Annotated in this window: 21 protein-coding genes; 11 read left to right on the forward strand and 10 right to left on the reverse strand. The window is 62.9% G+C overall.

What is annotated here, in order from left to right:
• Positions 1 to 62: 62 nt before the first annotated feature.
• The 11 genes from G579_RS0103890 to G579_RS15710 all read left to right on the forward strand — a co-directional run bounded on the left by G579_RS0103890 (position 63) and on the right by G579_RS15710 (position 7,976).
• Positions 63 to 302 (forward strand): hypothetical protein, encoded by a 240-nt coding sequence (locus G579_RS0103890; protein ID WP_028989129.1) that lies wholly within the window; start codon positions 63 to 65, stop codon positions 300 to 302.
• Entirely contained in the window at positions 299 to 613 is a 315-nt protein-coding gene (locus G579_RS19320; RefSeq protein ID WP_211218645.1) for a hypothetical protein, read from the forward strand. Before G579_RS0103890 ends, G579_RS19320 begins: the two co-directional genes overlap by 4 nt.
• Positions 610 to 2,811 carry a phage tail protein gene (locus G579_RS0103900; protein WP_028989130.1) on the forward strand — a complete coding sequence of 734 codons (2,202 nt, stop codon included), beginning with the start codon at positions 610 to 612 and terminating at the stop codon, positions 2,809 to 2,811. The genes G579_RS19320 and G579_RS0103900 overlap by 4 nt, the downstream gene beginning before the upstream one ends.
• On the forward strand, positions 2,811 to 3,161 hold the full coding sequence (locus G579_RS0103905; protein ID WP_028989131.1) for a DUF2793 domain-containing protein: 351 nt from the start codon (positions 2,811 to 2,813) through the stop codon (positions 3,159 to 3,161). The genes G579_RS0103900 and G579_RS0103905 overlap by 1 nt, the downstream gene beginning before the upstream one ends.
• Before the next feature lie 66 nt (positions 3,162 to 3,227).
• Complete coding sequence (locus G579_RS0103910) at positions 3,228 to 3,518, forward strand: DUF6127 family protein (RefSeq protein ID WP_028989132.1); 291 nt, start codon at positions 3,228 to 3,230, stop codon at positions 3,516 to 3,518.
• Positions 3,515 to 3,991 carry a hypothetical protein gene (locus G579_RS0103915; protein ID WP_028989133.1) on the forward strand — a complete coding sequence of 159 codons (477 nt, stop codon included), beginning with the start codon at positions 3,515 to 3,517 and terminating at the stop codon, positions 3,989 to 3,991. Before G579_RS0103910 ends, G579_RS0103915 begins: the two co-directional genes overlap by 4 nt.
• A complete protein-coding gene (locus G579_RS15700) occupies positions 3,988 to 4,500 on the forward strand; it encodes a lysozyme (RefSeq protein ID WP_051180805.1) in 513 nt (170 codons plus the stop codon). The genes G579_RS0103915 and G579_RS15700 overlap by 4 nt, the downstream gene beginning before the upstream one ends.
• A gap of 43 nt (positions 4,501 to 4,543) precedes the next feature.
• Positions 4,544 to 4,771: a methylation-associated defense system helix-turn-helix domain-containing protein MAD1 gene (mads1, locus tag G579_RS0103925; RefSeq protein ID WP_230973782.1), complete on the forward strand. Its 228-nt coding sequence runs from the start codon at positions 4,544 to 4,546 to the stop codon at positions 4,769 to 4,771.
• A 55-nt stretch (positions 4,772 to 4,826) separates the two neighbouring features.
• The gene (locus tag G579_RS15705) at positions 4,827 to 5,915 is read left to right on the forward strand and encodes a DNA cytosine methyltransferase (protein WP_051180806.1); all 1,089 of its coding nucleotides are present in this window, start codon (positions 4,827 to 4,829) and stop codon (positions 5,913 to 5,915) included.
• Positions 5,887 to 6,378 (forward strand): very short patch repair endonuclease, encoded by a 492-nt coding sequence (locus G579_RS18540; RefSeq protein WP_211218646.1) that lies wholly within the window; start codon positions 5,887 to 5,889, stop codon positions 6,376 to 6,378. Before G579_RS15705 ends, G579_RS18540 begins: the two co-directional genes overlap by 29 nt.
• Before the next feature lie 53 nt (positions 6,379 to 6,431).
• On the forward strand, positions 6,432 to 7,976 hold the full coding sequence (locus G579_RS15710; RefSeq protein WP_162142967.1) for a nuclease-related domain-containing DEAD/DEAH box helicase: 1,545 nt from the start codon (positions 6,432 to 6,434) through the stop codon (positions 7,974 to 7,976).
• Between the two features lie 8 nt (positions 7,977 to 7,984).
• Here G579_RS15710 and G579_RS15715 read toward each other — a convergent pair whose 3' ends face one another.
• From G579_RS15715 to G579_RS0103990, 10 genes are all read right to left on the reverse strand, one after another.
• Positions 7,985 to 9,694: a hypothetical protein gene (locus tag G579_RS15715; RefSeq protein WP_028989136.1), complete on the reverse strand. Its 1,710-nt coding sequence runs from the start codon at positions 9,692 to 9,694 to the stop codon at positions 7,985 to 7,987.
• Between the two features lie 12 nt (positions 9,695 to 9,706).
• A complete protein-coding gene (locus tag G579_RS0103950; protein ID WP_028989137.1) occupies positions 9,707 to 12,751 on the reverse strand; it encodes a helicase-related protein in 3,045 nt (1,014 codons plus the stop codon).
• Between the two features lie 49 nt (positions 12,752 to 12,800).
• Entirely contained in the window at positions 12,801 to 13,955 is a 1,155-nt protein-coding gene (locus G579_RS15720; protein ID WP_051180808.1) for a sigma-70 family RNA polymerase sigma factor, read from the reverse strand.
• Positions 13,956 to 13,977: 22 nt separating this feature from the next.
• A complete protein-coding gene (locus G579_RS0103960; protein WP_028989138.1) occupies positions 13,978 to 14,682 on the reverse strand; it encodes a hypothetical protein in 705 nt (234 codons plus the stop codon).
• Positions 14,683 to 14,696: 14 nt separating this feature from the next.
• Positions 14,697 to 15,071, reverse strand: coding sequence for a M48 metallopeptidase family protein (locus tag G579_RS15725; RefSeq protein WP_230973783.1), 375 nt, complete (start codon positions 15,069 to 15,071; stop codon positions 14,697 to 14,699).
• On the reverse strand, positions 15,068 to 18,007 hold the full coding sequence (locus G579_RS0103970) for a type I restriction endonuclease subunit R (protein ID WP_028989139.1): 2,940 nt from the start codon (positions 18,005 to 18,007) through the stop codon (positions 15,068 to 15,070). The genes G579_RS15725 and G579_RS0103970 overlap by 4 nt, the downstream gene beginning before the upstream one ends.
• Positions 18,004 to 19,278, reverse strand: coding sequence for a restriction endonuclease subunit S (locus tag G579_RS15730; RefSeq protein WP_051180809.1), 1,275 nt, complete (start codon positions 19,276 to 19,278; stop codon positions 18,004 to 18,006). Before G579_RS15730 ends, G579_RS0103970 begins: the two co-directional genes overlap by 4 nt.
• A complete protein-coding gene (locus G579_RS0103980) occupies positions 19,275 to 21,149 on the reverse strand; it encodes an N-6 DNA methylase (protein WP_211218647.1) in 1,875 nt (624 codons plus the stop codon). Before G579_RS0103980 ends, G579_RS15730 begins: the two co-directional genes overlap by 4 nt.
• A gap of 79 nt (positions 21,150 to 21,228) precedes the next feature.
• A complete protein-coding gene (locus G579_RS0103985) occupies positions 21,229 to 21,441 on the reverse strand; it encodes a helix-turn-helix transcriptional regulator (RefSeq protein WP_028989141.1) in 213 nt (70 codons plus the stop codon).
• A gap of 733 nt (positions 21,442 to 22,174) precedes the next feature.
• The gene (locus G579_RS0103990; RefSeq protein ID WP_230973784.1) at positions 22,175 to 23,320 is read right to left on the reverse strand and encodes a Fic family protein; all 1,146 of its coding nucleotides are present in this window, start codon (positions 23,318 to 23,320) and stop codon (positions 22,175 to 22,177) included.
• Between the last annotated feature and the right edge of the window lie 98 nt (positions 23,321 to 23,418).

Here is a 23,418-nt window from a genome sequence, read left to right on the forward strand (position 1 = left end):
TGCCGCCGGCCGCCGACGGTACGGCGATTGGATTGGCAAGGAACGATAGGAGGCGGCGGACCATGTGGCAGCAGATCATCATCTGGGTCGTCACCACGGTGCTGTCGGCGCTGCTCGCGCCGCGCCCCAAGGTGCAGGACGCCCAGCCCGGCCAGATCGGCGACAAGGACGTGCCCATCGCCTCCCAGGACGCCTCTATCCCGGTGCTGTTCGGTACGCGGGTGATCTCGGGACCGAACGTGGTCTGGTACGGCGACGTGCAGGTGCGGCCGATCCGCAAGTCCTCCGGGGGCAAGAAGTGACCGAGGTCATCGCTCGGCTGGAGCATGCCCGTGCCCTGGGCTACTGCGCCCGCGGCATGCGTCGCTGGTTCGAGGGACGCAGCCACACCTGGGCCGAGTTCGTGGAGCAAGGGGTCCCGGCTGATTGGCTGCGCGCCACGGGGGACGCGATGGCGATCCGCGTCGCCGAGGAAGCCGACAAGGCCCGAAGGGCCGCAGGACAGCACGAAGTGCTGGTCCCGAGCGCAGCGAGGGATGCGCACAGCGCACAAGTGCTGGTCCTGAGCGAAGCGAAGGATGCGCGAAGCGCACAGAAGGAGCAGCCACGATGAGCGGCGGCGGCAAGGGCAGTCAGGAGTATACGGTCGGCTATTGGTACGGCCTCGGCGCCCACCTCGCCCTGTGTCACGGCCCGCTGGACGCCATCACCGAGATCCGCGTGGGCGAGCGCGTCGCCTGGTCGGGCAACGTCACCGGCAACACCACGATCACCATCGACAACCCCAATCTCTTCGGCGGGGAGGAGCGCGAGGGTGGCGTGCAGGGGCCGGTGGACATCCTGATGGGCGGGCCGACCCAGGGACGGAACGCCTACCTGCAGGAGCGTCTCGGCACCGACGTTCCGGCCTTTCGCGGCGTGGTGTCGCTGATCCTGCGCCGGGTGTGGGTGGCGGCCATGAACCCCTACATCAAGCCCTGGTCGGTACGTGCCAAGCGCGTGCCGAGGCAGTGGTACGCGGCCAAGGCCGAGATCTCCGGCGACGCCAACCCGGCCCACATCGTGCGCGAGTGTCTCACCAACGGCGAGTGGGGCATGGGTTACCCGACGAGCGACATCGACGACGCCAGCTTCACGGCGGCCGCCGACACGCTCCATGCCGAGGGTTTCGGGCTGTCGCTGCTGTGGAACAAGGAAGAGACCATCGAGGACTTCATCCTGTCGGTGCTCAGGCACGTGGACGGGCTGCTCTACGTCCATCCGCGCACCGGGCTCTTCACCCTCAAGCTCGCGCGCGCCGATTACACGCTCTCCAGCCTGCCGACCTTCGATCCGGGCAACATCCTGCGCATCGAGGAGTTCACGCGCCCCTCCTGGGGCGAGATCACCAACCAGGTGACCGTCGTCTACCGCGACGGCGCCACGGACAAGGACGGCAGCGTCACGGTGCAGGACATCGCCGCCGTGCAGCTCAACGGCGGCGTGGTAGCAACCACGGTCAACTACCCCGGCATCAGCCGAGCGGAGCTGGCCAACCGGGTGGCCATGCGCGAGTTGAAGCAACTCTCCAGCAGCCTCGCCAAATGCACCTTCGTCGCCAACCGCCAGGCCTCCGGCCTCAACATCGGCGACGTGGTGAAGCTCTCCTGGCCGCCCTACGGCATCGACCAGATGGTGATGCGCGTCGCGCGCATCGCCTACGGGGAGCTGGCGAACGGCGCGGTGCGGGTGGAGTGCGTGCAGGACATCTTCGGCCTGCCGCAGTCGGTCTACTCGGCGCCGCCCCCCTCGGGCTGGACGGAGCCGACCAGCCTGCCGGCACCGTGCCCCCACCAGACCCTGTTCGAGGTGCCGTACTGGTCGGTGGTCAAGGACTTCACCGGCGAGTCCCAGAGCCTGCTCGGCGACATCGACGATCTCGACGGCCTGGTGGCGGCCTGCGGTTCGCGCCCCTCGTCGGACGCCTTCGGCTTCAAGGCGCTGGCCCGCGTCAGCGGCAGTTTCACCGACAAGGGCTTCGGCATCTTCACGCCCACCGCGCTCCTCACCGCAACGCTGCCGCAGTCGGCCGCGCAGGTGAGTGTGGGGCTGACCTCCGGCATCGGCCTCGAGGAGGTGGACGCCTCCGGCCTGGCGGTGATCGACGGCGAATGGCTCAAGGTGGTGTCGCTCAACCTCGCGACCCAGACCGTTACCCTGGAGCGTGGGATGCTCGATACGGTGCCGGCGAGCCACCCCGCAGGCAGCCGCATCTGGTTCGTCGACGGCTTCCGCCACTACCTCACGCCCGAGTACGTCGCCGGCGAGACGGTGCGCGTCAAGCTCCTCACCCGCACGGCACGCGGCACGCTGCCCGAGGCGGCGGCCACTGAAATGAGCCTGCCGCTCAACAAGCGCTTCATCCGTCCCTACTGCCCCGGCAACGCCCAGGTCAACGGCAAGCGCTACGCGACGGTGGTGGCCGGCGAGATCAACGTGAGCTGGGCCACGCGCAACCGCCAGTCCCAGACCGCCTACCTCGTGCTACAGACCGAGGGGGCGATCACGCCGGAGGCGGGCCAGACCACCACCGTGCGCTTCTACAACGAGAACGGCTCGCTGCGCCGCACGGTGAGCGGCATCACCGGCAACGGTACCACTTGGCCGCTGGCGCAGGAGCTCGCCGACTCCGGCCTTGGGCGCGTCAACGCGCACGTCAAGGTGGAGATCGAGGCGAGCCGCGACGGCCACGTGTCCTGGCAGAAACACGTCATCGAATTCGACCGTACCGGCTACGGTCTGCGTTACGGCGACTACTACGGAGGTGCCTGATGGCTTTGAATGACCCGAACCTCGGCCTCGCCTACGGCTGGGCCCAGGGCGAACACAACTGGAACGGCGGCATGGACGCCAACCTGAAGCGCCTCGGCGCAGTGGTGGGGCTGTCGGTCAAGGACCGCTACCTCGCCACTCCACCCGCGACACCCGTGGACGGCGATCGCTACATCGTCCCGGCAGCGGCCACCGGTGCCTGGGCGGGTCGCACCGACCAGATCGCGGTGCGCATCGCGGGTGTCTGGGAGTACCACGTCCCCAAGATCGGCTGGACCTGCTTCGTCGAGGACGAGGGCGTGCTCTCCGTCTACAGGGCGACCGGCTGGAGTCCCGGTATCGCCGTCTGATCGCTTCCCTTTCCTTCATCCACCGAACCCGCCGCCCGGCGGGTTCTTCGTTTTCGGAGACCAACGATGAGCCCACCCACCCTGCAAGACGGCATGGTCGTCATGCCGCGCGATGAATTCGAGGAGCTGCTCGCACGCGCAGCCGAACGCGGCGCGAGGCGCGCCCTGGCCGACGTCGGCCTCGACGGCGAGGACGCCGCCCACGACATCCGCGAGCTGCGCGGCCTGCTCGAAGCCTTCAACGCCGCCAAGCACACCGCATGGCAGACCGTGGTCCGGCTCATCACCACCGGATTCCTCCTGGCCCTGGTCGCAGGCGCCGTCATCAAGCTCAAGGTGTTCGGAGGTGGCCAATGATCGAGACCCTGCTCGGCGGCCTCCTCGGCGGGGCCTTCCGCCTGGCACCCGAGATCCTCAAGTGGCTCGACCGCAAGGGCGAGCGCAGCCACGAGCTGGCGATGCAGGACAAGGCGCTGGAGTTCGAGAAGCTGCGCGGCGCCCAGCGCATGGCCGAGATCGGCGCCGCCGGCGAGGCCGCCTGGAACAGCGGTGCGGTCGAGGCCTTGCGCGAGGCCGTCGCCGCCCAGGGCCAGCGGTCCGGCGTCCGGTGGGCCGATGCGCTCTCCACCAGCGTGCGGCCGGTCATCACTTACTGGTTCATGGCGCTGTACTGCGCGGCCAAGACCGCCGCCTTCGTCGGCGCCGTCGATGCGGGCGTCGATTGGATGCCGGCCGTGCAGGCCGCCTGGACCGACGCTGACCAAGCCCTATGGGCCGGCGTCCTGAATTTCTGGTTCCTCGGCCGCGTGTTCGACCGGGCGCGACAGTGATTGAAGTACCAACGGCTGCGGTCGACCTGGCCAAGCGATTCGAGGGTTTCCACCGCGTGCCCAAAGCCGACCCGCAGCGCCGTGCGCATCCGTACATCTGTCCCGCCGGCTACTGGACCATCGGCTACGGCCGGCTCTGCAAACCCGACCATCCGCCCATCAGCGAAGAAGAGGGCGAGACCTTCCTGCGCCAGGACCTGCGCACCGCCCTCGTCGCCACACTGCGCCATTGCCCGGTGCTCGCCACCGAGCCCGAGGACCGGCTCGCGGCCATCGTGGATTTCACCTTCAACCTCGGCGGAGGGCGGCTGCAGACATCGACCCTGCGGCGGCGGGTCAACGAGCGGGACTGGGAGGCCGCCGCTCGCGAGCTGAGGCGGTGGGTGTATGGCGGAGGGAGAGTGTTGCCGGGATTGGTAGCGAGGCGGAGTGCCGAGACCACGCTTCTACTCTCGCCAAACCCAACGGCCTCCGACTCGAACCAGCCTAATCAAGACAGTTCGGCATAAAACAGGTTTTATTCCCATTGAAGCTATGGCAGAATCGCCGATCATGGGTGTCTATGCCGTGGGAACCGCCATGTCCGACCGATGGTTGTCCGTCGAGGAAATCGCCGAATACCTCGGGGTAAGCAGAGACACGGTCTATGCGTGGATCGGCAAAAAGGACATGCCGGCCCACAAGGTAGGGAGGTTCTGGAAGTTCAAGGCCGATGAAGTCGACCAATGGGTGCGATCCGGCAAGGCGTCGGAAGAATCCGACGATGCGCCAAGCCGATGATGAGGAGGAGCATCACTGTGCGAGCCTTGTTCTGGCTGACCAGGGGAGATCATGAATGACGACCTTGGCCTGCATTGATTTGTTTTGCGGTGCGGGTGGGCTCACTCACGGCCTGACTTCAGAAGGTATTCCTGTGGTCGCCGGCATCGATGTCGATCCTGCGTGCCGTCATCCATTCGAAACCAACAACGGCTCACGATTCATCGAAGAAGACGTTTCTCGATCGAAACCTGCGAAACTACGCGCTCTTTTCGGCGACGCGGACATCCGCATCCTCGCCGGGTGCGCGCCTTGTCAACCGTTCTCCACTTATGCACAACGCTACGACACCGTGGGCAGCCCACGCTGGGCGTTGTTGTATGAGTTCGCACGATTGGTCAAAGGTGTGCGCCCGGATATCGTCACCATGGAGAACGTACCGACAGTAGAGAAACACGAGGTGTACGGTGATTTCGTCGCCGCTTTGGAAAAACTCGGCTACAAGGTTTGGCACGATGTCGTGGACTGCTCTGGCTACGGCTTGCCTCAACGTCGACGTCGAATGGTGCTACTCGCGTCGCGACTCGGCCGAATCGAACTCATCGAATCCACTCACAATCGCCCAATGACCGTGCATGAAGCGATTGGCAAGCTCCCAGCAATCGCCGCCGGCGACTCTCTGTCGCGCGATCCGCTGCATGCGGCTTCCAGGCTGTCGAAACTCAACCTCGAGCGGATCCGAGCATCGCGCCCTGGTGGAACATGGCGAGACTGGCCCAAACGTCTGATTGCGGAGTGCCACCAGCGTGATACGGGTCGCACCTATCCCGGTGTCTACGGCCGCATGGTCTGGGACGAGCCTGCCCCTACACTCACCACGCAGTATTACGGCTTCGGCAATGGTCGCTTTGGTCACCCCGAGCAGGACCGCGCGATCTCACTGCGTGAAGGTGCCATCTTGCAGGGCTTTCCGGAGGATTACTCCTTCGTCCCGGACGGTGCGCCGATCCAGTTCAAGGCCTTGGGGCGCATGATCGGCAATGCCGTACCGGTGACACTTGGAAAGGTCATCGGTCGTAGCATCCTCCAGCATCTCGCCATTCAACCATCGATGACGGGCACAAAGGGGAAACGTGGTGTCGCGCGCAACCCCCTCGTCGCCTGAGGCAAGTCGTCGTATGGCGCGTGTGCGCCAGCGCGGCACCGACATCGAGATAGAACTTCGCAAGGCCCTGTACGCATTGGGTCTACGATATCGCCTGCAAGTACCACTACTTTCGAAACCGCGGCGGGTCGCGGATATTGCTTTCCTGGGTCCGCGCGTCGCAGTGTTCGTCGATGGGTGCTTCTGGCACGGCTGCCCTCTACACGCCACTTGGCCCAAGGAAAACGCCGAATTCTGGCGAGCGAAGATCGAAGCCAATCGCGCCCGTGATGCCGACACCGATCGACGCCTTAGTGAGCTCGGGTGGGAAGTGGTGAGGATTTGGGCGCATGAATCACCCGCCGACGCAGCGCGTCATGTTTCCAAGATCGTCGAGACGCGCAAGCACACGAGGCAGCCGGGGATCACCACCGATCGGGGGCTCCGTCGGCCGCCACGGAAACCGGACCAATCGAGCCAATGACGACCTTCTACCCCCGTGAAGCATCACCGAGCAGCCCGCGATCGGAGACCAAGGTGCGCGAGCGCTTGTCCACCGCTGATGATCTCGTTGTTTTCCATTCGGTTGCCTGGCAATCACGTCGTGGGGGCAAGCAGGGCGACGGCGAAGCCGATTTCGTCGTGCTGGCTCCCGACCTCGGCATCCTCGTTTTGGAGGTGAAGGGCGGCGGGATCGAAGCCATTGACGGCACTTGGTTTTCGACTGGGGGCGACGGAATCCGCCGTTCCATCAAAAACCCGTTCGATCAGGCGAAAGACTCCAAATATGCGTTGCTCAACTTCTTCAAGGCGGTCGATCCCACCCTGACACGGTATCCGATCGTGCATGCCGTCGTGTTCCCGGACATAGAAGTCACTCAGCTTCTCGGGCTCAATGCACCCAGAGAAATCGTCGTCGACCGTGTCGATCTGGCTCGGCCAATGGAGGCGATAGAACGGATATTCCGCCATTGGGGACAGAATCGAGCCTTGTCCAAGAGTGACGTCCAGCGGATCGTTGACCATTTGGCACCTACCATTCGAGTAAGACGCCTCCTGCGAGACGACGTTGGAGACGCCGGGCAAGCATTGCTCGATTTGACGAGCGAACAGATGGTGGTGCTGCAAGCGATCAGACGCGTCAAGCGCGCCATGATCCTCGGGGGCGCCGGGACGGGGAAGACGGTGCTGGCCGTAGAGAAGTCGCGTCAGCTCGCTTCATCTGGTTTTCGCGTACTGCTGCTCTGCTACAACGCGCCACTGAGACAGCATCTCGCGTCGACACTGCATGGCTCATCGGTCGACGTCGAGACCTTTCACAGCCTCGTACTTCGTGAGGCACGACGCGCCAAATCGAAGACCCCGTTCGACCCGACGAGCGAGTGGTACGAAATCGAAGCCCCTCGCATTCTGGGCGAGGCTGCCGCTCGCAACGGCACGCAGTACGATGCAGTACTGGTCGATGAGGCTCAGGATTTCGCCATGGAATGGCTTTCGGTGACACAATCTATCGTTGCCGACGATGGTCTTCTATACCTATTCGCCGACTCTCACCAAGATTTGTATCGACGAGGATGGTCGATACCCGAAGGACTGGTCGAACTCGAGTTGACCGTGAATTGCCGGAACACGGGTCCGATAGCTCGAAGGGTGGCCAGCATTTTCGACGATCGCCTCGACGGCAAGTTTGTCGATGGACCGGAGCCGAGGTTCGTGGAGGTGGACCGTCGAGAGCAGCTCACACCCTACGTCGTCGGCCTGGTCGAGAGCATAGTCCTCGAAGACAAGATCGAGCCGACCCAGCTGATCGTCCTGACGGATTCCACATCGGTGGTCTCCGAACTGCGATCGACCGGCGTGGCTGGGCATCTATTCACCACACTGGACGGTCATGGTATTCCCGTCGAAACCGTTTACCGTTTCAAGGGGCTCGAACGTGACGTGGTCGTCCTTGCTTTATCGGATGCCGCGACGATCGAAGACCTTCGCGCCGTTGCTTATGTCGGGTTGAGTCGGGCGAAGGTGGGTCTCTATGTCGTTGCCAGCCGAAAGATCAAAGACGCCATTGTCTGGGGCCCATGAACCGAGACTCATGGGCTTCGCAGATACCCATGTTGTCCGAAGAGCGTCAGACGGCTCAAATACCGATTGAAATAGCGGCAGGATGGCTCTCCGACATGAAGGCAAGCCATGCAAGCCGCCCCGGCGTCGGAGCAACCCGGATCCAGTGCGCAACGATGCTCGTCATACACGATGGCGTCGAACAGACGGTGCAGTTCGGTCTCGAACACGGCTTGGAGTCCTCCCAACACGAAGTCGCCCCGCGCGGCAGCGTAGATGAAGAACCCCAGATGCAGGGGAACCAGCAGCTCTGAAAGGGCATTTCTGTCGATGCCGGCGTGAACGGCGGATATCCTCAGGAAACGATGCGCATAGGAATGGACCAACTCGAGTAGTGCAGCGCCGACGGACCCGTCCTTCTCGTCCGTCGACGAAGGCAGGCGTGCCGCCTCCAATATGGCTGATCGAGCCGTTCGTTCGTCGTGCCACTCGGCGAGTGGATGACCTGCATCGACCAACCATTTCGCGACCCTCATCGGATCCAACCTGACGAAAAGGGCCTCCGTCTCGGCGATGTCCGCGTACACCTTGTAACCTTGTCCATGGCGCCCCTTGTATGGGACGAGCCGCCCCTTGCCAGGCTCGTGGTCACCTCGCGTATAGCCGAAGTGCCCCGTGAGCACGGGGAAACGCTCGATCAGGTCGACTGCGCACAGCCCGGCCGAACGCAGCGCGTGCGCATATCGCACGCGGTAGAGTAGACCGAGCTCGCTGGAAGGATCGGTCGCCGCCACCAAATCGTCGATTCTGGTCCTGGACTCCATTGTCGCTAGGGCGATGGTCACTGCTTGGGCCTCTGCATCCTCTCGTTGACCCGATGGCAGCACGATGTCTTCACTCTGCAGTGCTCCAGATGCCGTCCCGGCGATGTCGAGCATCTTGTCGATGATCTCCGGGGGCAGCCCCTGCGCCTCCAGTTGCCGCCTCAGGGTTTCACGACTGGCTGGGACTTCTTCGACCGTCTTGGTCTTCATGCCATCCACGACCCAGCTCAACGCCTTGGGTGGTCCACCCGCTTCGGCGATCGCCCGTATGCGCTCCCGCGAAGGCGGATTGACGATCACGACGTTGCGGGGCGTGTAGACAGAAGACGCACGATGTGGCTGAAAGGCGAGATTGCCCTGACCACAATCGCACGGGACGTGTCCGAACCCTTTCCGGAGTTCTCGATCGCATACCGGACACTCGAATCGGATTTCGGTCGCGGAGGAAGTTCCAGGAAACACGATGCGCACCTGCCTGTGCTCGGGACACTTGGGGATCCACGGTGCTCGGAGTGTTCCACACTTGTCGTGATAGCCCACGAAGAACAGCTGCCCCTTCTGACCTTTTGCCCCGCAAGGACACGTCGCATCCGGCGTATCGTGTACCCTCTTGCAGGACTTGCATATCCACGATTTCGGAAACGGCTCCACTTCGACGCCGTTGTTCTCGTCGAGCGTCAACACTGTGATGGGTGCGCCCGCGTGCAAATGGGCGACGAAACCGGCGTCCATTCCCACTGCACTCCACGGCGTCGCCTGCCGGATGATTTCCCGCCGAAGCGATGCCGAATCGATCTCGCCGCGAACCTTGGGATGCCGCCAGTCCTTGACTTTCCACACTCCGCCGCGCAGGTCGACGGTCTGTTCCGGAAGGAATCCGAAGAGGATCTGGGAAGCGCTTCTCGATTCTTTCACTTTTCTCCTCCTTCAGACCCTGGTCCCGATGACCGGGACCTGCTTCTCGACGTCCCGCAGCGACAGCATGGGTGGACCAGACGGCGACAGATCGGAAGGGAAACGCGCATCATTGGGTGGTACGAGGATGTTGTGGCGCAACTCGTCGAACCATACTCGCAGGTCCTTTCTCAACGGCTCGTCGAGCTCGCTCTGCAAACCAAGCGCTTCGATCAGTGCATCGAGTTCCACGTCGACGTCGAATTTCCCAGACGACACATAGTCCTTGAAAGTGCGCAAAGTCGTCAGAGCGGTTCCAGAAGACCCCTCATGGATTACCAGCAAGCGAGCCAGCTCCAGGCCGGCAACGGTTCGGTCCAAGACTCGGCGGCTGCGCCTCGTAACCGGTATGGGTTCGACGAATCGGTCCCCTTGCTCGACGAATTGTCTGAAGGAGCGAAAGACCCCTGCGTCACGTTCCCGGCCGATCTTGTGGACGACGAACACGAGGCCCGGGAAGCGGCGCCCCACCCGGGCTGTGGCCTGGATGAATTCGGCTGCCGACAGCGGGATACCGAGCATCACCATCACGTTCAACCTATCGACATCCACGCCGTGGGACATCATCGAGGATGCCGATACGATATGCAGCCGCTCTTCGAACGAGTCCTCGGGGCTCTGTAATCTTTCGAGTATCTCGCGCACTTCCGAGAAGTCGGTCTTGCCCGTGAGTGATGCAGTATTGATCGCACCAGGAACGAGCACCTGCGTTTCCATCGAGCGCATCACTGCCTCGAGGTCACGCAACGTATTCCCATAGACGACGTTCGTTCCATACAGAGAGAGCAACTCCGCCGAGAACTGCGGATCGATCCCGATATCTGCACACGTGGATACGGGATCTCGCGCCAGATTCCGCACAGCGATCTGCAACTCGGTCAGCAATCGATCGACCGTGTACTCGATGGTCACCCCCCGCGGCGCTATCGCCACGAACCGGCGCATCAAGCTTTCCGAATCCGCGGTCCAGAAGCCTCCGCCGACACGCGGCGGAGGAACGGGGAAAACACGCGCCGCTCGCCGATACAGAACGTCTACCTGCTTTTCGTAACCCGTAAGTGTCGCGGAGGATGCAAGTACCTTTGGCTTCCTGCCGCAAAGTTCGTCCTGCAGCGCGTCGTACAAAGCCTCGTAGTGTGAGTCGACAGCCCCGAGACTGTCCCGCAGGAGGTGCAGTTCGTCTTGGAGTCGGAAGGACGGTCCATACTTATCCTCCTCCATGGGCAACGCCTGGCGAGTCCCCCGACAACCGGGAACGAGACATCCCGAAGGACGTGAACTCCTCGGGGCATAGGTGTATCCATGCCCTTCTTTGGAGCACACCCCCAGAGGCGCGCCGACCATGCCGCGCATGGACGCCTGAAGGGAGATCGATGCCGCCTTGTCGAGGGTGCCGACGACCACCGTAGGCAGAAATCTGTAGATCTCCTCGTCGACCACGTATATCGGCAGAGCGTCACCATTCGCTACACAGTCCGTGTTTCCGCATCGGTGTTCGAGTCTCCACGAGCGCCTGTCGAAGTCCATCGTTATCGAACGCTCGTGACAGAAAGGGCAGTACTCCAGTACCTGGTATCGGCGCGGCATCTGGTCGTCGTCGGGATCCGGCTCGCCCGGCTTGGGGTTCTCGAGGATGCGATTGGGGGTCGCACCCTGCCCAACGAAGAACCCAAGTGAGAAACCATCTCCTGCCAAACCCATCTCGCGGCGAACCATCTCTGCCGAGGCGATTGCGTCGGCGAAACGCTGGGTCTGCTGTAGGGACAGCATCCTCAAAGGGAAACGACTCCACGCAGTGATTCCCGATACTTTCCCGGTCATTCTGTCGTATAACGCAGCCGTCACCAAAAGGCCGAGGTACGTCTCCGTCTTGCCTCCGCCCGTCGCAAACCAGACGACGTCGACGACATCCGGCTCATGCTCCTTGTCCACGACCGACGAAAGGTTCGCGAGCAAGAACCCCAACTGGAACGGACGCCAGGAGTCATACTTGCCCCGGGCACTGAATGACATCGCGCGATTCATTCCGGTGAACGCGCGAAACAAAGCTTCGTCGGACTTCAATAGCTCAATGCCTTTCGCGAGTCGCTCACACTCTCGCTCGAATTCCTCGGCGGCCCTGGTCGCTTGTTGCTGCATCTCGGTCGACCATCTATCTGCGTCCGCCCGATGTTCCAGTACATCGGCCGCCCAGTTGGCGCCTCCCCAGCTCCTCAGCGCCGAAAGTAGAGCTTCCGCCGGCCCGATCGGATCGGCCGCCAAATCCATGAATCGCATGGTTGGCATCGGATCGTCCACGCTCCAGTACCGAGGTCTACGGCGGTCGACCGTGACCGCATCTTCCGTGACGATGGCTCCAGACTCGGTACGTACGCCGCAGTTGATGCCGTACGCCTCGATACACCTGTCGTATCTGAACGAATCCTCCAGTGCTTCGAGCATGAAAGGGAGCGTGTCGAGATCCTCGACTCGCAACTCGGACTGGTAGAGCCGTGTGTCTTTGAAGTCCGGATGTTCCTTGGGGGAGCAATTGACCAGAGACACGCTCAGCTCATGATCACCGGACTGTCCGGTGTCGACTTCGACATCGATCCGCGCGGCGAGTCCGTCGCGCCCAGTCACGCTGGCCAGGGCGCTCGCGATCTCCTCTTCTCCATATCGATGTATCCCTATCCGTACCGGCACTTCGATCGCGAATCCAACGCAGACGGGCCCGGTCTTCTTCCATATCTTCGCCGACTTGTCCCACAGCCAAACCCGAAAACTCGTGACGACACGGAAGCGCCACGGTCCCGCCCCTCTGGGTTTAACCTTGATCCCGAATGCGCAGGGTTCTAGCCGTTCCCCCCGATCACCCCAGTCGCTTTCGGCCACGGCCTCGGCGGATTGCAATCTCCCCAACCAATACTTCCCTGACGGCTCGACCTTCAACACGTCGTCGCAGTCGCCCCTGCCGGCCAGGGTCATGCGCCTTGCCAACCAATCGACGAATTTCTCTCGAGCCGTTTCTGCGTTCATTCTCGTTCTCCTCTATGAAGCTCTGCCCTCGCCACACTCCCTGCACTCCTCACGAGTCCAGAAAGTCGCGAAGCACATCTCCTCGACTTGGATGCCTGAGTCGACCGAGGGCTTTGGCTTCGATCTGCCGAATCCGCTCGCGTGTCAGACCGAACATCTGCCCAATTTCTTCCAGCGTCGCCCCGTGACCGGAATCACTCAAACCGAATCGGAGGCGTAACACTTTGCTCTCTCGCTCTTTCAGGCCACTCAGGGCGCCGTCGATGCACCTCGCCAGATCGGCATGATCTAGATGCTCCTCCGGCGACGGGAGCCCGGAAACCAGCGTGTCCATCAGCGTGAGATCGTCATGGCCGTTGATCCTCTCGTCCAACGACGCAGGAACGAAGGCAGCGATCTGTTGTATGAAATGGACTTTGTCGATCGCCCAAGCGAGTTCGTCGGCGAGCTCGGCCATGCTCGTCCGTCGTTCTGGATGTGCTTGTCCCAGGAGTTTGTGTGCGCGTTTCAGCCTGAGCACGTCGTCATACACGTGTACTGGAAGACGTATCGTCGCTCCGCGATCGGCGAGAGACCTCGTGATCGACTGCCTGATCCACCATGTCGCATAGGTGGAAAACTTGTACCCGAGCGTATGATCGTACTTGTCCGCCGCGCGCATCAGTCCCATCACCCCCTCTTGGAAGAGATCATCCAGGCTGAGATCGGAAAGTCCGACATACGGCTTCGCGATGTGGAGCACGAGCCGGAGATTCGCCATGATCATCGTCTCCTTCGCATTCCTACCTCGTTCGATTATCCTGTCGTGCTCCTCCGATCGGGGAACGCCTTCTTGGAGCTCACGTAGGGCGCGGCGACCGAGCTCCATCCGCCGCCCCAGTTCGACTTCTTCCTCGGCGGTCAGAAGCCTGGAGCTCAGACTGCGCAGCCTGAGGTCTAGGCGTTCAAACGAACCATCGACGCCGGCGTCGACAGAGTCGACCTCATCGACGTTCGGGCCTTCGGTCTCATCCGGGTTCTCGGATTCGTCCTCGACACTGATGCCGAGCGCATTGAGCTGTCGATAAACCTCTGCGCCTTCCTCGACGGTCAGCTGTCGTTTCTCGAGCAACCTCTCCACATGGGCCTTGGATAGAAAACCATCCAGTCGATCATGGTCCGCGACCAAGTCTCTGACGACCCTGTCTACCTTGGTTTCTTCCACGCCCCCTCCCACGCGTGCCTGCCTATCGGTTCCACACGACCCTACAGGCGAGATACTCACCGATCACCATGCGGACATCGATCCCGGTCTGCCAGTCGACCGAATATCTATAACGACCTGGCTGTACGATCAGCCACGCTCCGACCTGGGCCGGAGGGACGGATTTTCCCAAGGCACGCAGGAAAGCGCGGCTTCCCAGCTCTGGCCATAAACACTGGGCTTCTCCCCCTATGCATTCGAACTCCTGCCTCTCCGCCTCCAGCATCGCAGGAATTGCACGAACCGAGTAAGCGTCGGGCTCGTCGTGCCAGGACTCGCTCAATTCATAGGCGGCATGCCCCTTCGCCAATTTCAAGACGACGTTGCGTACCCGCGCTTCATCGGGCCGCCACCAGGGGCGGCCGAAGAGATCATCCCAGCGACACGCATCCAATTGAGCAGTGAGCCGAGGATTCCTCGATAGCGCCCGTTTGACCTTTTCTCTCGCAAGCCCATCGGTCTCGGTCGTGCCGGCCATGACGCACTCCAGCAGGCACGCCAGATATTCCTCGTCCAACGAAAAGCCGCCGTTGCACTCCCGGCAGGCTTCGACGACCGGAAGGTTCTCAGGTAGCGGATCGTCGAGGAAGACGCGCGATGGCACGTGGTCGACGGTATCGGGTCGGCCACCACAGTAGACGCAGCTTCCTTTCAGGCGCTCATCCACGAAGAGGTGTTTCGGATCCACGTGCCGGTTCCCCTTCAGTCGGCGTTGCAGCGTCGCGCCACTTCCCAGCGACGCCACCCCGGCACATGCGCGCTCATCAGCGCCTTGAACATCCTGCCGTGCGTCGAGAAACGGAGGTGCAGCAGTTCATGGACGATGACGTAATCCTGGAACCGCTCTTCCTGCTCGACGAGATCGGATGCGAGGGTGACGGTACCCGCAGAGGAGCATGATCCCCACTTCCTGCGCATCTCCTGCACCCGGATCACCTTCGGGTTGACACGCAGCATCACCGCCCAGGCCATGGCGCGGCGCTTGAGCTCCTGAGCCGGATAGAGCGAGCCTTTTCCGGGCCCTGTACGCCTTCTCGTTCGGGAGTCGCGATGCGCTGCACCACCAGCCTTCATCATTCACCCTCCGTCAGCAGCAACTTGACCACCAGGTCGACGACGCGGGCGCGCTCGTCCTGGGAAAGCGCGAGGAGCGGCTTGTAGAGGGCAGCACGGAAGCGACGTTGCTCGTCGGGATTGACCGCTGCGTTCGGGAAGCGGCCCAGCAGAGCCTCGGCCTCCCTGGCGATTTCCATGGCCTCAATGCTGGCCCCTTGCAACGCCGCATCGCCGCGTAACGTCCAATAGATCGCGAAGGCTCGTGCCGCCAAGCCACTCTCACGGGCCGTCTTGAGCGCCGCCTCCTTCTCGGCCGCGAGTTGGGCCAGCAGGTCCATGGCGGCGAGACCGGTGGTCTTCCGTTCCTCGAGGTCCTTCAGGATGCGCTCCGCGCGGTCCTTCAACGGCTGCAGCACCGGCGCGGTCGCGGCATCCTCGTCGATCTCCTGCTGCAAGCCGCGCACGAGGTTGAACACTTTGCCTTCGTCGGAACCCTTCTCGCCGCGCAGCGATTCCAGCGTCTTGACGTCGAAGGTGACGCTCTTGGTGAGCCGCCCCAGCCCCTCCTGCGTCGCACTGCCTTCGATCAGGCGCCGGGTCTTGTAGGCGAGGTCGGCCACGAAGCCGACCTTGTCGGCATAGGCGTTGCGAACCGCCGCATAGAGCTGGCTCAGGTGCTTGTAGGTCGCGATGTGGTCGCGCAGCTCGGGCGACGGAGACAGGATCTCCCACAGCGCCTCGATGTCCTTGTAGGCCTCGAAGAAGGCCTTGCGGGCCTCGGGGGCGAGGAAGCGGCCATAGACGAGCCGCTCCAGACGCTCGTCGGCGCTACCGCCCTCGCCGGCGTCGAGGTAATCCGTCTCGGCCTGGGCGATCTTCTGTTGGAAGTCCTGGAGCAGGACGTCGAGATCCTCGATTACGCCGCTCACGTCGCTGGAGTCGAACTGCAGGGCCTTCTTGAGCTCGCGCAGCACGCCGACGAAGTCCACCACGAGGCCGACCCGCTTCTGCACCCCGTTGGCATCGACGTAGGGGCGATTGACTCGGGCGATCGACTGCAGCAGCACGTGGTCGCGCATCGGCTTGTCGAGGTACAGACAGTAGAGCAGCGGCGCGTCGTAGCCGGTGAGCAGCTTGTCGGTGACGATGAGGATCTTGGGGTCCTCGGCGGGCTTCTTGAACAGCAGCCGGACGTCCTCTTCCCGCTCGGGGGAGAGTTGGAGCTCTGCTACCAGGGGCCGGTCGATGGCGTCGGCAGCGTTCTCGGTGTAGACCGGCACCGACCACTCGGGCGGCAGCAGTTTGTCCAACGCCCTCTTGTATTTCGCGCAGGCCTCGCGGTTGACGGCGACGAGGAAGGCCTTGTAGCCCAGCGGCAGGACGCTTTCCTTGAAGTGTTCCGCGACGAAGGCGGCCACCTTCTCGATGCGGTCGTCCGCGCACAGGAAGGTGCGAAGCCCCACCGCGCGGTCCAGCACCTTGTTGAGCTCCTCGACGTCGGTGACGCCTTCGCTGTCGGCCAGAGCGAAGAATTCCTTGTCGAGCTGCTCCGTCGGCACCGTCATCGTGGAGGGGGCCATCACATGCTTGATGGGCAGAGTGGTCTCGTCGGCGATGGACTCCGCGATCGAGTACTTGTCCAGGTAGCCCAGCTCGTCCTGGGCGCCGAAGATCTTGAACGTACCCTCGCCCTGGGAGGTGCGGGCGATCGGTGTGCCGGTGAAGCCGATGATGGTGGCCTTCGGCACGGCCGCCATCAGGTAGGTGCCCAGGTCCTTGGCCACCGAGCGATGCGCCTCGTCGATGAAGACGTAGACGTTGTCACGCAGACAGCTGTCCTTCCGGATCGCCTCGAACTTGTGGATCATCGAGATGATCAGGCCCCGGAAGTCGGCGTCCAGCAACGCCTGGAGTTCGGCCTTGTTGTTGGCCCGCCGGACTGCGATGTCCTGCTGCTGCATCTCGCCGAGCAGGCGCTCGACCCAGCCCTTGAGCTGACCCTCCAGCTCGGTCCGGTCCACCACCAGGATGACCGTCGCGTTGGAGAAGCGGGCCTTGTCCTCCAGGATCTGCCGCGCTGCCGTCAGCAGCGTGAAGGTCTTTCCCGAGCCCTGGGTGTGCCAGATCAGCCCTCGGGTCTTGGCGGGGTCCAGGCAGCGGTCGAGGATGGCATCGATGGCGCGCCGCTGATGCTGGCGCAGGACGGATTTCCGCGTCTCGCCATCCTGGACATAGAACAGGATCCAGTGCTCCAGCGTGCGCAGGAAGTCGGTGCGCTCGAAGAACGACTGCACGGCGAAGCGGTAGCTCTGCTCCGGCATCTGCTTCCAGCGCGCCATGTCGCGCCGGTTCACGTTCCAGGTCACGCCGTACCAGTAATCGAGCAGGTGGGTCACGTTGAAAAGCTGCGGTGCCGCCAGCAGCTCCGGCGTCTCCAGCTCGTAGCGGCGCAGTTGCTTGATTCCCCGCTCGATCGCATCACCGTCTTTCGGGTTCTTGTGCTCGACGATGCACACGGGCACGCCATTGATGACGAACATCACGTCCGCGCGGTTGCCCTTGCGAGCCGGCGGCTTGATCTTCCACTCCCAGGTGACATGAAAGGCGTTCGTCTCGACGTGCTCGAAGTCGATGAGCTGGACGCGGCGATGGCGTTTCTCGGTCTCGTCGTACCACTGCCGCTCGCCGCGCAGCCACGCCAGCAACTCGCGGTTGCCGTCGATGGTGGCTGGCAGGGCATCCAATGTCTCGACGATCGAGCGCGCCGCATCCGCCGAAAGCCATGGGTTGAATTCGAGGATCTTCCGCTCCAGCACGCCGCGGAACAGGTTGGAGGATTCGTCGCCGCGCCGCGTCAATGCTTCGAAGGGCGTGAGCGGCTCCCAGCCGATCTCCTCGGCGTGCTTGACCATGGGGAACTGCACGCTGCCGGCCTCGCTGATCTTGAGGGTACTCATGCCACGACCTCCTCGGCTTCGGACTCGACGCGGTCCAGCACCGACAGGTCCAGTTCATCGACCCGGATCTCGCCCGTCATCAGCTTGTGCAGCAGAGCCTTGAACAGTTCTTCCAGTACCGCCCGCTTCTTGCGGTGCAAATCGATCTTGCGGTCGATGGCATCCAGAACGGCGACGATCTCGCGTTGCTCGTCTAAGGTCGGGGGGAACACGGCAGGAAACGCCTTCAGCTTCGTGCTATTGATGCAGGCAAGGTTGGTCGTTTTGTGCGCAACCTTCAGGAAATAGGCTTTACCGTAGGCACTTTGCGCCAAATAGGCGAAGAAGTCGGGTAGCAGCCTCCCTCTGTCCGTGCGCACTGCGAAGACGTGGTTCTGATGGACACACAAGTCCAATTCGCCGCGCCAAATGAAACCACGACCGAGTTTGTCAAAATCGCCGCCTTCCGTGAGGACCACATCACCTGGTTTGAGCCGGTAACGATCGATTTCAGAACGGCGGATCTTGATCTTCTTCATTTCGCTCAAGTCAAGGTGCCCGTCCTGGACATTCGCAACGCGCAGGTACGGTACTTCGACTGTCTCCCCGTCCGAGAACCTCCTGCCTTTCGCTGCCCCCGTTTGCACCTCGGCACACTCGTCCAAGGGAGATGACACCCAAGAGTCAGGGACAGGGCCGAACTCTGTCTCCCTTTGGGGCTCGCCCCGCAGGCCGCGCGTGAACAGTTCGCGCATGGCAACGAGCTTGAGCTTCTGAGCTGCTTCAATCGTATCCTCACAGACACGCAGGAGGTCTTGAGTACGCCACAGCAAGCCCGCGATGGTTCGCTGCTCCTCGAACGAGAATCGTGGACGTTCAAACTGAGCAATGTGAGCCCAAGACGTACGTGGGTGGTGGGCCCCAGTGACCCCCGTAAGTGCATGCTCGACAAAGTCGGGATCATGCACGAGGCACGCGAGGAATCTGGGATCGACTCCGGGCTTGGCTCGCAGGACCAGCAGCTCAGTCGTGCAGACCCCATCCGTATCCGCCAAGATGGCCTTGTCGAGATACGGTCGCAGCTTTCCGTAAAGGATGTCGTTCCGGCGAAACGCGTACTTGTGGCTCTGGACATCGGCCGCGATACCGCCTCCCGAGCGGCGTAGCCGTCCAGGAGTGACATGTTCCAGACCGACGTAAAGTGCCTCAGGCACGTCTGCCGGATGGACCTGCTCAGATATCAGGTCGCATAGCTCGGCTAGAGTCGCGCTTCCAGTTTCCGTGCCGTTCATGCCAGCTTGCCCAGTTGCGCAAGGGCACCAGCCAGATCGCCCTCGAGTTTTTTCTCGGCATCCAGTAAAGCTTCGAATCGGCGTAGTAGCGCGCCGAGATCCGCCGATTCAGCACCAGAGGAGCCGTTTACCCACCGACTCGGACTCAAGTTGTAGTCCGCCTCCCGCGCCTGCTCGGTGGTGATCACCGCCACCTCGCCCTCGACCGGCTCGCCCTTGAGGTACATCGCCGCCAGCGGCCGGATGTCCTCCTCTGGCAGGTAGTTCTTGGGCCGGCCCTTCTTGAAGCGGCGGCTGGCGTTGAGCAGGACGATCTTGCCCTTGCGCGCGGCGGGCTTGCGCTTGGAGAGCACGACGATGACGCCGGCGGCGGTGGTGTTGTAGAAGAGGTTCTCCGGCAGCAGGATCACGCCGTCGATCAGGTCGCGGTCGACGAACCACTTGCGGATGTTGCGTTCCTTGTCCTCGTTCTTCGAGCCGGAGCCGCGCGTGACGGCACCTGTGTCGAGCACCACGGCGGCGCGGCCGTCGTCGTCCATGCACGCCAGGGTATGCTGCAGCCAAGCCCAGTCGCCCCTGCCGGTAGTGATGCCGCCGGCCGTGCGGAAGCGGTCGAACGGATCGTTGGCGAAGATGTCCGTGGCAAACGGCTGGTTCCACATGGGATTGGCGACGACGATGTCGTGCTGCTTGATGGTCCCGTCCGCGTTGCGGAATTTGGGATTGATCATCGTGTCGCCACGCGCCAGCTCCACCTCCATGTCGTGGATGATCGCGTTCATCTGCGCCACGGCGTAGCTCTCGGCCTGGAGCTCCTGGCCGGAGAGCTTGAGCGGCACCTTGCTGGTCGGGTCGAGTTCACGGGCGACGAGCTGCAGCTTGATCAGCAGGCCTGCCGAGCCGCAGGCATAGTCGTGACAGGTCTCGCCCGGCCTCGGCCGCATGATATGGGCCATCAGGAAGCCGACCTCGGTCGGCGTGAAGAACTCGCCCGCGCTTTGGCCCGAGCCTTCGGCGAACTTGCGCAGCAGGTACTCGTAGGCCCGTCCGAGGAAATCCGGCTGCACGTCGGCCAGCCCCAGCCGATAGCGCGGGTCGGAGAAGGTCTCCACCACGCCGCGCAGCTTGGCCGGGTTGATGTCGCGCTCGCCGTTCCGTTCGGCGGCGAAATCCACCACGTCGATGACGCCCGAGAGCGAGGGGTTCTGCTTGACCACCGCGCGCACGGCCTTGGTCAGGTGCTCGCCGATGTCCTTCGGCGCGGTGCTGCGCTTCTTGTCGTCGAGCGGCCAGTCGTACTGCTCGCGCCCGCTGATCATCGCCCAGCGTGCTTCGGGCGGCAGATAGAACCGCAGCAGTGAGTGGTCGGACTCGGCGATCTCCAGCGCAGTGGGCCGATCGCCGTATTCCTCGGCCAGCCGCTCGATCTCGTCGTCAAAGACGTCGGACAGCCGCTTCAGGAAGAGCAGCGGCAGCAGGTAGTCCTTGAACTTGGCCGCGTCCTTCTCGCCCCGGATGGAGCAGGCCGCGTCCCACAGCATCTGCTCCATGGGCTTGGTGGTGGGCGTCGCGGCTGTTGCGCGCCGGCCGCGACGGCGGGAGACTTGGACGGCTGCTTCCGGGGCATCCTCGGCGGCTTCTTCGACCCCGGCCTCGCGGGCGAGTGCCATGATGGCCTCCTGTGCCGCGCGTTGGGGTTTGGTGTCACCACCTTCCCAGCGGTTGACCGTGGCGAACGAGACCCCGAGCCGCTCGGCGAGCTGCTCCTGGGTGAGATCGAGCTTGGCGCGGATGGCGCGAAGTGTGGCGGGTAGAGCTTGTGCTTGTTTTGTCATGTTTGCGATATTTGCAATATCGCATACGCTTGTCAAGCCCTATCGTCCGTTCCGTGCCTGACCTGTTCCGAATCGCCTTTACTTGAAGACGATTACCGACAAAACGCAACACGCATCACTCTGCGCTTGCCCGCGCGTCACGGCACTTGGTCGAGGTCGCCAGACACGACGCCTCGTAGGCTTCGATGTCGATCTGGCGGTAGAGGACGCGGCCGCAGAGCTTCAGGAACTTGGGGCCGATCCCCTCGCTGCGCCAGCGCTCCAGCGTGGCCTCGCTGACACCCCAGCGGGTGGCCAGTTGCTTCTGGTTGAGATGAACGACTTCCATCTTGGTCTCCTTCCGAACGAGTTGGCAGGAGTCCATGACGGCGCTGTTCGCCGCGGAAGCCAACGGCCATCCAACCATCGGACGTGGGTTCGGTTGCAGACTCGGGAATCGAACTGGGTAGCAAACCAGACCGGTTGAGAAGCCGAGACTGCCACCCAATCCGGGAGACAAACTGACTGACGGATGGCAGGAGGAAAAGCGATGACCGGCGCTATCCGCTTGAACCCGCAGGCGCTCGCGCTGGCCGGCAACGCTTCGATTGTGTAGTATGAACGCAGTTTGGCGCAGGCTGCCACCCCACCACCAATATATAAAGGTCAACCGTTCTCGGTTGGCCTTTTTCTTTGCGCACTCCCGCGTGTTCGCGGGGACTTTCGCGCCTCAGGCGAGCGTTCCGAGTCGCCATCACCTGTAATATCTACCGACAAAACGCAACACGGTTCACTCCGCGCTCACCCGCGTGCCACGGCTCTTGATCGAGGTCGACAGACACGCTGCCTCACAGGCTTCGATGTCGATCTGGCGGTAGAGCACCCGGCCGCAGAGCTTCAGGAACCTGGGGCCGATCCCCTGCTGCGCCAGCGCGGAAGCCGGGCCTCGCTGACACCCCCGCGGACGGCCAGTTGCTTCTGATTGAGATGAACGACTTCCATTTTGATCTCCTTCCGAATGAGTTGGCAGGAATCCATGAAGGCGCTGTTCCGCTGGGGAGCCAAGTCGTTCCGAGGGGCATTCACGCCGACGGCGGATCGTTCAACTCGTAGGAGGTAGAGCGCCCGCCGGCTGCGGATTTGCGCAACACACCGTGGGCCAGCAGCTCATTGATGTCGCGTAGCGCCGTGTCCGGCGAGCATTTGGCGATGGCCGCCCACTTGCTGGTGGTGAGCTTCCCTTCGAAGCCGTCGAGCAAGCGGTTGAGCAGCTTCACCTGCCGTTCGTTCATCGGCATACCGGCAAAGCGCTGCCAGAACCGCGCCTTGGCAAGCACGGCATCGAGGGTGTGCTGGGCCAGGTCGACCGCGCGGTGCAAGGTATCGAGGAACCAGGCGAGCCACTCGGTGACGTCGAGCGTGCCTTTCTGGGTGCGCTCCAGGATGTCGTAGTAGGCATTGCGCTCGCGCTGGATCTGCGCCGAAAGGCTGTAGAAGCGCTGTGGGCTGCCGTCGGCACGGGCCAGCAGCAGATCGCCGATGGCACGGGCGATGCGGCCGTTGCCGTCGTCGAAGGGGTGCAGGGTCACGAACCACAGATGGGCGAGGCCAGCCTTGATGAGCGGCGGCTCGCCAGTTTTGGTATTGATCCATTCGAGAAAACGACTCGTCTCGGCCTTCAGGCGGTCGGCCGGCGGCGCTTCGAAATGCACGCGCTGCCGGCCGATGGGGCCGGACACCACCTGCATCGGACCGCTGGCATCGTCCCGCCAACCGCCGACCTTGATCTTGGAGAGGCCTGAGTAGCCGGTTGGGAAGAGCGCCGCGTGCCAACCGAACAAGCGCTCGCGGGTGACCGGGGCCGCGCAGTTGGCCGTGGCGTCGAGCACCATCTCGACCACGCCCTCGACATGTCGATCCACCGGCGCCAGGGCGCCGATGTCCACACCCAAGCGACGCGCGATGCTCGAACGCACGGACTCGACGTCGAGCCGTTCGCCCTCGATCTCGCTGGTCTTGACCACGTCGGAGGTCAAGGCCGAGAGGCTCGCCTGGTCGCGCTTTGGCCTGCCGACGTCAGCCAGGCGCCCCATCAGCAGACCTTGGGCGCGGCTGACCTCGGCCAAGGGGCCGGCCAGGGCCGCCAGGTCGTAGCGCCACTTGGGCCAGTCGTCAGCCTGCCAGATGTACTTGCAATCGCCGCTGTTCATGCGGAGATTATCGGTCACATTCTCCGCATTGGCAAGTTATTCACCGCGTAATATGCGGTGATAGTGGCACCATTCGCCGCATGGAAGACGAGGAGACACGCCACACGCTTCAGGAA

Source organism: Thermithiobacillus tepidarius DSM 3134 (assembly GCF_000423825.1).
GTDB lineage: Bacteria > Pseudomonadota > Gammaproteobacteria > Acidithiobacillales > Thermithiobacillaceae > Thermithiobacillus > Thermithiobacillus tepidarius.

What these genes read in the sequence shown, in the direction of transcription:
- G579_RS0103890 (WP_028989129.1), top strand. Translation starts at nt 63, where the DNA reads ATGTGGCAGCAGATCATCATCTGGGTCGTCACCACGGTGCTGTCGGCG.
- G579_RS0103900 (WP_028989130.1), top strand. Translation starts at nt 610, where the DNA reads ATGAGCGGCGGCGGCAAGGGCAGTCAGGAGTATACGGTCGGCTATTGG.
- G579_RS0103905 (WP_028989131.1), top strand. Translation starts at nt 2,811, where the DNA reads ATGGCTTTGAATGACCCGAACCTCGGCCTCGCCTACGGCTGGGCCCAG.
- G579_RS0103910 (WP_028989132.1), top strand. Translation starts at nt 3,228, where the DNA reads ATGAGCCCACCCACCCTGCAAGACGGCATGGTCGTCATGCCGCGCGAT.
- G579_RS0103915 (WP_028989133.1), top strand. Translation starts at nt 3,515, where the DNA reads ATGATCGAGACCCTGCTCGGCGGCCTCCTCGGCGGGGCCTTCCGCCTG.
- mads1 (WP_230973782.1), top strand. Translation starts at nt 4,544, where the DNA reads ATGGGTGTCTATGCCGTGGGAACCGCCATGTCCGACCGATGGTTGTCC.
- G579_RS15705 (WP_051180806.1), top strand. Translation starts at nt 4,827, where the DNA reads ATGACGACCTTGGCCTGCATTGATTTGTTTTGCGGTGCGGGTGGGCTC.
- G579_RS0103950 (WP_028989137.1), bottom strand. Translation starts at nt 12,751, where the DNA reads ATGAACGCAGAAACGGCTCGAGAGAAATTCGTCGATTGGTTGGCAAGG.
- G579_RS15725 (WP_230973783.1), bottom strand. Translation starts at nt 15,071, where the DNA reads ATGATGAAGGCTGGTGGTGCAGCGCATCGCGACTCCCGAACGAGAAGG.
- G579_RS0103970 (WP_028989139.1), bottom strand. Translation starts at nt 18,007, where the DNA reads ATGAGTACCCTCAAGATCAGCGAGGCCGGCAGCGTGCAGTTCCCCATG.
- G579_RS15730 (WP_051180809.1), bottom strand. Translation starts at nt 19,278, where the DNA reads ATGAACGGCACGGAAACTGGAAGCGCGACTCTAGCCGAGCTATGCGAC.
- G579_RS0103985 (WP_028989141.1), bottom strand. Translation starts at nt 21,441, where the DNA reads ATGGAAGTCGTTCATCTCAACCAGAAGCAACTGGCCACCCGCTGGGGT.